General features: G+C 42.8%; 9 protein-coding genes and 1 rRNA gene. 4 read left to right on the top strand and 6 right to left on the bottom strand.

What is annotated here, in order from left to right; all coding sequences use genetic code 11:
* Positions 1–49 precede the first annotated feature (49 nt).
* Both rrf and tnpA read left to right on the top strand, forming a co-directional pair.
* Positions 50–165: ribosomal RNA gene (gene rrf / locus AAC155_RS16525) — 5S ribosomal RNA — on the top strand.
* A gap of 148 nt (positions 166–313) precedes the next feature.
* Positions 314–742, top strand: a complete 429-nt coding sequence (gene tnpA, locus AAC155_RS16520; protein ID WP_040154654.1) for an IS200/IS605 family transposase — start codon at positions 314–316, stop codon at positions 740–742.
* A 122-nt stretch (positions 743–864) separates the two neighbouring features.
* Here the strand turns inward: tnpA and AAC155_RS16515 are convergent, their stop codons facing one another.
* The 4 genes from AAC155_RS16515 to metK all read right to left on the bottom strand — a co-directional run bounded on the left by AAC155_RS16515 (position 865) and on the right by metK (position 3,994).
* Entirely contained in the window at positions 865–1,521 is a 657-nt protein-coding gene (locus AAC155_RS16515) for an IS1595 family transposase (protein WP_113043364.1), read from the bottom strand.
* Positions 1,522–1,548: 27 nt separating this feature from the next.
* A complete protein-coding gene (locus AAC155_RS16510) occupies positions 1,549–1,728 on the bottom strand; it encodes a hypothetical protein (RefSeq protein ID WP_146748113.1) in 180 nt (59 codons plus the stop codon).
* 418 nt (positions 1,729–2,146) lie between these two features.
* Complete coding sequence (locus AAC155_RS16505) at positions 2,147–2,671, bottom strand: SprT family zinc-dependent metalloprotease (RefSeq protein WP_113043363.1); 525 nt, start codon at positions 2,669–2,671, stop codon at positions 2,147–2,149.
* 150 nt (positions 2,672–2,821) lie between these two features.
* Positions 2,822–3,994 (bottom strand): methionine adenosyltransferase, encoded by a 1,173-nt coding sequence (gene metK / locus AAC155_RS16500; protein ID WP_011147846.1) that lies wholly within the window; start codon positions 3,992–3,994, stop codon positions 2,822–2,824.
* A 632-nt stretch (positions 3,995–4,626) separates the two neighbouring features.
* On the opposite strand from metK, the gene speA reads away from it, so the two are divergent.
* Both speA and speB read left to right on the top strand, forming a co-directional pair.
* Positions 4,627–6,531, top strand: a complete 1,905-nt coding sequence (speA, locus tag AAC155_RS16495; protein ID WP_113043362.1) for a biosynthetic arginine decarboxylase — start codon at positions 4,627–4,629, stop codon at positions 6,529–6,531.
* Positions 6,532–6,702: 171 nt separating this feature from the next.
* Positions 6,703–7,626: an agmatinase gene (gene speB, locus AAC155_RS16490; protein ID WP_113043361.1), complete on the top strand. Its 924-nt coding sequence runs from the start codon at positions 6,703–6,705 to the stop codon at positions 7,624–7,626.
* Positions 7,627–8,187: 561 nt separating this feature from the next.
* Here speB and AAC155_RS16485 read toward each other — a convergent pair.
* Together AAC155_RS16485 and mutH are read right to left on the bottom strand one after the other, a co-directional pair.
* Positions 8,188–8,901 (bottom strand): TerC family protein, encoded by a 714-nt coding sequence (locus AAC155_RS16485; RefSeq protein ID WP_113043360.1) that lies wholly within the window; start codon positions 8,899–8,901, stop codon positions 8,188–8,190.
* A 92-nt stretch (positions 8,902–8,993) separates the two neighbouring features.
* Positions 8,994–9,680 carry a DNA mismatch repair endonuclease MutH gene (mutH, locus tag AAC155_RS16480; protein WP_112878568.1) on the bottom strand — a complete coding sequence of 229 codons (687 nt, stop codon included), beginning with the start codon at positions 9,678–9,680 and terminating at the stop codon, positions 8,994–8,996.
* Positions 9,681–9,996 lie beyond the last annotated feature (316 nt).

Genomic DNA, 9,996 nt, shown 5'->3' with positions numbered 1-9,996 from the left:
CGGGTGGTTGCGGAAGAAGAGACGCGCCGCCTGGAATAAACCGAATATGCCTGGCGGCGATAGCGCGGCGGTCCCACCTGACCCCATGCCGAACTCAGCAGTGAAACGCCGTAGCGCCGATGGTAGTGTGGGGTCTCCCCATGTGAGAGTAGGGAACTGCCAGGCTTTAAATACCGTAGAAACCCCCAGCGAGCGCTGGGGGTTTTTGCATATCAGGGTCTGTATCATTTTATTCTTCCATATGAAAGGTTAAAACCACCGACTTTAGTCGGTCAGCTTTAGCTGAGATACTGTGTTGCATGGGAGGTGCAACATGGATTACAGATACGGTAGTCACACAGTATTTCAGATTGAATACCATTTTGTATGGGTAACGAAATACAGGCACAAAGTGCTGATAGGTGAAGTAGCAATACGGGTGCGCGAGTTAGTTCGTCAGACATGTGAAGCATTTGAAATCAGGATATTAAAAGGAGTAGTGAGCAAAGATCATGTTCACATACTGGTGAGTAGTCCCCCGACATTATCTCCCTCAGAAATCATGAGGAGACTGAAGGGGAGGACAGCGAGTAAGTTGTTTGAAGAGTTTTCGCATCTAAAGAAACGCTACTGGGGTCAGCATTTTTGGGGCAGAGGCTATTTTTGTGCGACGGTGGGTCAGTTAACGGAAGAGATGATAAAGGCTTATCTGGAGCATCATTTTGAACCAAACCCGGATGATAACTTCAGGATGGACAATTGACGCATCGTTCAGCCGATGCGTATCCGGACTTTCAGTCCGTTAATCACTAACCCACCGACTAAAGTCGGTGGTTTTAACCTTTCATATGGAAGAATAAATATTGGGGCTGTCCTAGATAGCGATTATATTTTTCCCTTAACTATTTGTTTTATAATATGTAATTGGCCTTTTACACCCGGTGTATTAAATCTCCACTCACATTCCTTGAGAAAGAGCTCAAAATGTTCCTTTGGTATGCCATTAAATTTACGCAGATGACGTTTGGCTTGGTTCCAAAAGTTCTCTATCCCATTGATATGGTTTTGACCATTTTTAGCGTCTACAAACTCCGTGCTATGGTTAATTCGATAGTGTTTAAAATCGGACACGTCCAGCACATCATAGCGGGCAAAATTGTCTGTGTAGACCAGGCTGTCAGGCTTAATTTTCGCCGTGATTATCGGAATTAAGGTATCGGATTTGGCGTTAGGTGTTAGGCGGGTGTAGACCTTACCACCTCGCTTGAGAAGCCCGAAAACAGGGACTTTTCCGGCTGAACCTCGCCCGCGTTTTCCCTTACGTTTACCCCCGAAATAGCTTTCGTCTATCTCGACTTCACCTTCAAACATGGAGTGTTCATCGACATAATCAGCGATAAGGACTCTGAGGCGGTGAAAATAGTAAGCTGAAGTCGTTTTGTTGACCCCCACTAACTCAGCCGCAGTGCGAGCTGTAGCCCCTGCCACAAAGAGCTCCTGAAGACGTTTTTGCTTGTATTGGCTAATCCGACTTTTTCTCATTTGGATATCCTAGATAAAATTACTTATCTAGGATAGCCCCTTTTTATTAGTTATATACCCGTCATCTTTCAAGTTGCCTCTTTGTTGGCTGCACTCACTCACCCCGGTCACATAGTTACCTATGCTCCCGGGGATTCGCTCCCTTGCCGTCGCGATGCATCTTGAAATCCATAGGGTATAAATTTTATCCCTTGCTTCCCTGTACAAGGCTTGTATCTGGACTATTTGAGCCAGATATGATCCATTATTTTTGTGGTTTATCTTAGACTCAGTTTTTTAACCTGATGGTAATACAGAACCTTAACAGGATTAATTTTATACCCGTCATCCTTCAAGCTGCCTCTTTGTTGGCTGCATTCACCCCGGTCACATAGTTATCTATGCTCCCAGGGATTCGTTCCCTTGCCGTCGCGATGCATCTTGAAATCCATAGGGTATAAAATTAATTATTGCTTAATTTTCTTATCTGGAGATTTTAATTTTACTTAAAAAATTTCTTTCTTTTTTAAAATGAGAATATTTATAAGAATTTATTGATAAAATAGGATTTTGGTTCATATATTATTAGTATGATTTATATTCAGATAGTGGAGTAATTAAATCACATTTTTATTATTATAAATCTTTATAAATTAGGATTGAAAGAGTCAATTGATTTAACAATAAGCCTTTCTCCGCATTTTTGACAGATATAATGACTTTCTCCTCGCAGAATTTTATTATGGCGTCGTAGGGTTAATTCATGTTGTTGGCAACTACAGTAATAAGTAAAAGTTTGACTACGTACTGAGTCGATTTTAAATTTGTGTGTACGGTTAGCTGGAACGTTCAGTACTTTTTCCATCATCCAACGCCACTGTTTTCCATGTGGAGGCACTTTCCCAAAGTAGCGATAAACCAATAGATGAGCTAATTCGTGAGGTACAACTTCATCAATAAAAGTTTGTTGATTTTCAATCAATAATACTGGATTAAGGCGGATTTCCCAATTTTTTATATAGGCACTGCCCGCAGTAGTTCCCCTCTGGCGGTAGTTTATTGTAGGTTCAGGAAAATCACGGTTGAGATATAAGTTTGCTTGTTGCAGTTTTTGCTGCAAAGTATTCATAATGGCTTGTTGTAGAGAAATTGGAACGTTAACTAATTTCATGTATTGAAAGTAAATAGGCAATGATCAGTGAATTTTATTAGAAATCCTGAAACAAGCTGATAATAATATTGTCACGGATTCTTCAATTGTCAGCTAATGCTAAAAAAGCCGGGTTCAATTATCCAAACCGGGCTTTTCGCGTATATATTTTTACATATTCATCGCTGATAGCTTTAGGCCCGCAGCATCACGCAGTGCTTCTGCTTTATCAGTGGCTTCCCACGGGAACTGTGGACGACCAAAATGACCATAAGCGGCAGTATCACGATAGATTGGGTGCAATAGATCCAGCATCTGAATCAAACCATGAGGACGTAAATCAAAGAATTCACGTACCAGTAGAGTCAAAGTTGCCGTTGAAACTTTTTCAGTGCCGAATGTTTCCACCATGATGGAAGTCGGTTCTGCAACGCCGATAGCGTAAGAAACTTGAATTTCGCAACGATCAGCCAGACCAGCCGCGACAATATTTTTTGCCACATAGCGTGCAGCATAAGCCGCTGAACGGTCGACTTTGGATGGATCTTTACCGGAGAATGCTCCGCCACCATGACGTGCCATGCCACCGTAAGTATCTACGATGATTTTACGACCAGTCAGACCACAGTCACCCATTGGGCCACCAATGACAAAACGACCAGTTGGGTTAATGAAATATTTGGTTGTTGGATTTAACCATTCAGCAGGCAGTACCGGCTTGATGATCTCTTCCATGACCGCTTCTTGCAGATCTTTCTGACTAATATTTTCAGCATGCTGTGTGGAAAGTACAACCGCGTCAACGCCGACAATTTTGTCGTTATTGTATTGGAAAGTGACTTGGCTTTTAGCATCGGGGCGTAACCACGGCAGTACACCATTTTTCCGAACTTCAGCTTGACGCTGAACCAGACGGTGTGCATAGGTGATAGGCGCAGGCATGAGTACATCAGTTTCGTTGGTTGCATAACCAAACATTAGCCCTTGGTCACCAGCACCTTGTTGCAGGGGATCTTCACGGTCAACACCTTGGTTAATATCCGGTGATTGTTTACCAATGGCACTTAATACTGCACATGAGTTTGCATCAAAACCCATTTCAGAATTAACATAACCAATCTCTCGAACTGTTTGTCGCGTAATTTCTTCAATATCAACCCAAGCGCTGGTAGTAATTTCACCACCAACCATGACCATGCCGGTTTTAACATAGGTTTCACAGGCAACTCGTGCTTTTGGATCTTGTTCTAGAATAGCATCAAGAACGGCATCAGATATTTGGTCTGCAATTTTATCAGGATGCCCTTCGGAAACAGATTCGGAAGTGAAAAGGTATGTGGTCATTATATAACGTTACCTTAAAATATAATTTCAGTTTGGAAATGGATGGATTAACATCTAGATGGCTATTTTAGGATAATTCTTATCCATGTGCTAGATTTTTTTAGTTCAGCTAGTCATTTTCATTGGGTGAATGAATAATTTCTTGGTTTGTATGTCAGTTTTGTTCAATTTCATTTTGCAATTTTATGTGATTGCGAGTATAAACTGCGGCCGTAGTTGAACTATTTTGGCTACAGATTCGCAGAAAGCTAACTAGCTTCTGTTTCTCAATCGAGAAAATGGCTCCTTAGATATGAGTCATGTGTGGGGGTGAATGGGGTAATGAACCATTATCTGCTGATTGCTAATGGCCAACAGCCACACTTGTCGTCGGATGTATCCGCGTCTTTTTCCTTTCTTTTCAATATGTCTTTAATTCGATGTTATCTGTTACCAGCAAACAGGCCGGATATGTCGGACAGTCGTATTGTCACTCGGTAATTTTGTCGTTGTTTAGTAGTAACTAAACGCTTTTTACAACCTAAGAGCATGCTGTTCCCTGATATTTCTCAACACGTGAGATTATGGCGTTTTGGGTTATTTATTAATTACAGGCGAAGGCGAAAAACTCTAACTCCCTTAAGGAGACTGCCATGAATGATAATATCGCTCGTAAAATGCAACAGACTTACAATATTGCATATTGGGGAGGGAGTTACTACTACGTCAATGATCTTGGCAATGTTAGTGTGTGTCCAAATCCTGATTTGCCGGGGGCAAAAATTGATCTTGCGGAATTGGTGAAAAAAGTTCAGCAGGAGCAGAAACATTTGCGTTTGCCGGCGCTATTTTGTTTCCCTCAAATCCTGCAACATCGTTTGCGTTCAATCAATGCCGCATTTAAACGTGCCAGAGAGTCATATGGTTATAAAGGCGATTACTTTTTAGTTTATCCCATTAAAGTTAACCAACAACGCCGCGTTATTGAATCACTGGCCAGTTCCGGTGAACCTTTAGGGCTTGAGGCTGGCTCTAAAGCGGAATTAATGGCAGTGCTGGCCCATGCGGGTATGACTCGTACCGTCATCGTGTGTAATGGATATAAAGATCGTGAATATATTCGTCTGGCGCTAATAGGTGAGAAGTTAGGTCACAAGGTTTATTTGGTGATCGAAAAGATGTCTGAGATTGCCCAGGTATTGGAAGAAGCTGAACGATTGAATGTGATCCCGCGTTTGGGAGTCCGTGCACGTTTGGCATCTCAGGGTTCAGGTAAATGGCAAGCCAGTGGCGGTGAAAAATCGAAGTTTGGGCTGGCGGCAACTCAGGTATTGCAATTGGTTGAGATTTTGCGCGCAGTGGATCGACTTGATAGTCTGCAATTGTTGCATTTTCACCTAGGCTCACAGTTGGCGAATATCCGTGATATTGCAACAGGTGTCCGTGAGTCAGCGCGTTTTTATGTCGAATTACATAAACTCGGGGTAAATATTCAATGTTTTGATGTTGGTGGTGGACTGGGGGTCGATTATGAAGGGACCCGCTCTCAATCTGATTGTTCTGTGAACTATGGGTTGAATGAATATGCCAACAATGTCATCTGGGGTATTGGTGATGCTTGTGATGAACATGGTTTACCCCATCCGACGGTTATCACGGAATCAGGTCGTGCCCTGACCGCTCACCATACTGTCTTGGTCTCTAATGTTATCGGGGTTGAGCGTAATGAATTTACGCAGACGACACCACCGGCAGAAGATGCTTCTCGCCCGCTCACCAGTTTGTGGGAAACCTGGCAGGAGATGCATTCAGAAGGAAATAGACGCTCTTTACGTGAATCGCTGCATGATGGTCAGCTCGATCTACATGATGTTCATACACAATATGCTCATGGCATGCTGGATTTGGCAGAGCGGGCGTGGGCGGAAGAGTTATATCTGAATATCTGTCGCCATATTCAACAGGATCTTGATCCAAGCAACCGTGCTCACCGGCCAATTATTGATGAGTTGCAAGAGCGTATGGCAGACAAATTCTATGTGAATTTCTCACTGTTCCAGTCTCTGCCTGATGCATGGGGTATCGATCAGTTATTTCCTGTTTTACCCATTGAGGGACTGGATAAGCCGTTGGATCGCCGTGCGGTATTGTTGGATATCACCTGTGACTCCGATGGTATTGTTGATCATTATGTGGATGGTGATGGTGTAGCCGCGACAATGCCGATGCCCGCTTATGATCCTGATTGCCCGCCAATGATTGGTTTCTTCATGGTGGGAGCATATCAGGAAATTCTTGGCAATATGCATAACCTGTTTGGCGATACAGCGGCTATTGATGTTTATGTATTCGATAATGGCGAAGTGACCTACAACCAAAGTGAAGAGGGGGATTCAGTCGCGGATATGCTGCAATATGTGAAACTGGACCCTAATGTATTGATGGCTCGCTTCCGTGATCAAGTAAAAGGCACGGATTTGGATACAGGCTTGCAAGAGCAATTTTTACTGGAATTTGAAAGTGGTCTTTATGGCTACACATATCTGGAAGATGAATAATCTTCTGGTGTTAATTAAGCCTCCTGTATACAGATAACGTTATTTAATATAAACCAGATGCGGAGATGCAGAGAAATAGGGTTATCTCAGAAATACCCCATTTCGTCATGGCATGGGTATCTTGGAATTAAATAGCTTTGTTCTGTCGGGAAACTTTTGAGGATATATCTCATGACAATAAGTACCTTGGGCAACCAACAAGATGACTCTTTGGTTTCTAATGCCTTCGGTTTCCTGCGCTTTCCGCTGAATTTCCAGCCATATTCCAGCGATGCAGAGTGGGTAATTACTGGCGTACCATTTGACATGGCAACATCAGGTCGTGCAGGTAGTCGCCACGGGCCTGCGGCCATTCGTCAGGTTTCTACTCACTTGGCATGGGAAAGCCGCCGTTGGCCGTGGGATTTTAAGCTACGCAATTGTCTTAAAGTTGTAGATTGCGGTGATGTGGTCTTCAACTTTGGTGATGCTCAGGATATGAGTGATAAATTACAGGCTCATGCTGAAAAAGTGCTGGCTTCCGGTAAGCGTATGCTCTCTTTTGGTGGTGACCACTTTATTACTTTGCCTTTGTTGCGCGCTCATGCCAAACATTTCGGTAAAATGGCTCTGGTTCATTTTGATGCTCATGCTGACACCTATCCAAACGGTAGCCAATTTGATCACGGTACCATGTTCTATCACGCACCAAATGAAGGGTTGATCGATCCGCATCATTCAGTACAAATTGGTATTCGTACTGAGCATGGACGGGACGATGGTTTTACGGTACTGGATGCTGATCAGGTTAATGACCGTAGTGTGGATGATTTGCTTGCTCAGATAAAAGAGACGGTTGGTGATATGCCGGTTTACCTGACTTTCGATATCGATTGTCTTGATCCAGCTTTTGCGCCGGGTACGGGCACGCCAGTCATTGGTGGCCTGACAACCGATCGTGCACTGAAATTGCTGCGTGGTTTGCAACCGCTAAATATTGTCGGTATGGATGTGGTAGAAGTTGCTCCAGCTTATGATCAGTCTGAAATTACGGCTCTGGCCGGTGCGACTATTGCATTGGAGATGCTTTATTTACAGGCATCTAAGAAGCGCTAAAGAGCACATAGTCTTAATATAGTCTTAGGGGATAGTGAAATAAGCTCGTACTGAGTTGTGGCGCTATCCCTTGAAACTCGGCTGTTATTTGGATTGATGTAACCTTTATATGCTTTTCTTGGAGGCTCTTTGTCATTTTTTACATGCGAGCATCAATTAACCGAATTCCATTAAGAACATGTTTATCAAGCAACAAATGTTTCACTTGTTACCTTCAAGCATGAACTGAATTTCCCGGTCTGTATTAAAAAAATCCTCTCCTATGGTAGTAAGATCTTCGAATCTTCCAGGAACCCTATCTGATTGGGTTATTGGTATAAGTTGGACATAAGGTTTGTCAGCTAGTTGGCTTAAGTTACTTTTAGCTTCATGCATATTTGTTTGGATAGTCATAATAAAGTTTTCATATTTGGCTAGGTTAGCCAGGTATAACAAAAAATGCCGAAATAACCGGCAATTTTTTGCTGCATAGAATTGAGATGCCGCAGTACTGAACTGGGCATCTATGGCGTACTTTTTAAATCAAAGAATGATATTTTTTAGCGTTATTTAGCGCTATTTCTAATTTCTTTTCTTTTTCCCACGCATGAGATTCAGTGTTTCCACTGCCATTGAGAAGAACATAGCAAAATAGATGTAACCTTTAGGTATATGCACTTGTACGCTTTCCAGAATAAGGGTAAAGCCTACAAGGATTAAGAACGACAGCGCCAGCATTTTGACGGAAGGGTGACGGTCAACGAATTCACCGATAGGACGAGCGGCGAGCATCATGACACCGACGGCTATGATAACGGCTGCCATCATAATGAATAGGTGATCGGACAGGCCAACAGCGGTGATGACTGAATCCAGGCTGAAAATAATGTCCAGCAACATAATCTGGATGATGGCCCCCAGGAAGGAGTGAACAGGACGTTTTAGCTCTCCTTCATTGTCACCTTCGATCGCTTCGTGGATTTCTTTGCTGGCTTTCCAGATCAGGAATAGACCGCCAAAGAATAGGATTAAGTCACGGGTAGAAATGTCATGTTCAAAAACTGTCAATATCGGGTAGGTTAGCCGAATAACCCAGGCAATAGATGCTAACAGCGCCAAGCGCATCAGCATTGCTCCCATTAGTCCGATCTTACGTGCTTTATTTTGTTGATGGTTAGGGAGTTTTGCCACAACAAGTGACAAAAAGATAATGTTATCAATCCCTAAAACGATTTCTAGAATTGTCAGGGTGGCAAGTGCCATCCAGGCGTGGGGATCAACAATCCATTCTAACATTGCTTATTAAAACCTTAAGGTAAAAAGCTAATTATACGCGTGATTAGATGTAAGGTAAGTATGTCGATGTAAAAATCAGTCAGAGCTCAACGTTAAATCAAAAAATGACGGGCCAGTAGAGGAGCAGTGAAATTTTTCCTTAGATAGAACCCGCGAGGCAGAGTCATAATAGGCTGGCCGTGTACACCGATTGCTTCGGTTAATGCTTTGCTGTTAGCCGCTTTTGGGCGCAACTGTAATACTTCTCCATGACGGGCGGTAACGCTCTCTACTTTGCCAAGCACGATGAAATCCATCAATTCTTCCCAGTCGCGACGTAGTAACTCTTCTTCTTCTTGATTGGGACTCCACAATAAAGGAGAGCCAACCCTGCGTTTGGCTAGAGGGATTTCCCGTTCACCTTCAACAGGTATCCACAGTACTCGCGATAATTTGCGTCTAACATGACAGCTTCCCCAGGTAATACCACTGTTCCCTGTTAATGGTGCAACGCAGACAAATGTTGTTTCTAATGGATAACCTCTTCTGTCTACTGGGATGGTTTTAAGCTCAATACCGATATGTTCGAAATCTTGCTCTGGCTTGCTGCCGGCACTTGCCCCCAGATAATATTCTAGCAACATGCCTACCCAGCCTTTATCTCGTTTCAGATTGGGTGGGATAGGTAAATTTGCTTTTGCCGCGAGTTCTCCCATTGATAAGCCAGCCAGAAGTTGGGCGCATTCAAGCAACTGTTGCTCGTTGTCTGGTGGAGGTGGGGGGGAAAACAGTATGTTCATTTGAGATATCCGTTTTTTAGGTCAAAAAACAGCCTTAGTTTCTGTGAATAATAAATCCGAGGTTCATACAATAGCTAAAAAGTGATAATAGCATGATATACAAACATTTTTTATTGCTGTTTCAAATATTGTAAAATTGACTGCCGTTCTTGTTCACCTATTGCTGGTAATAATGAACAGGATCTTACACCATGTTATCCACAGTTTTATGGGATAAGTAGACAAAAATGAGATCACTGGTTTGATTTACAGGTTTGACTAACACTTTTTTCTACAAAAACCGCTGTTTTTTGCTTAACTAAAAAGCATAACCTGT

It is taken from the genome of Photorhabdus sp. HUG-39, from assembly GCF_963878365.1.
Classification (GTDB): domain Bacteria; phylum Pseudomonadota; class Gammaproteobacteria; order Enterobacterales; family Enterobacteriaceae; genus Photorhabdus; species Photorhabdus kayaii.
Note: the sequence above shows the minus strand (reverse complement) of the source record. Positions and strands in the feature narration are given on the sequence as shown.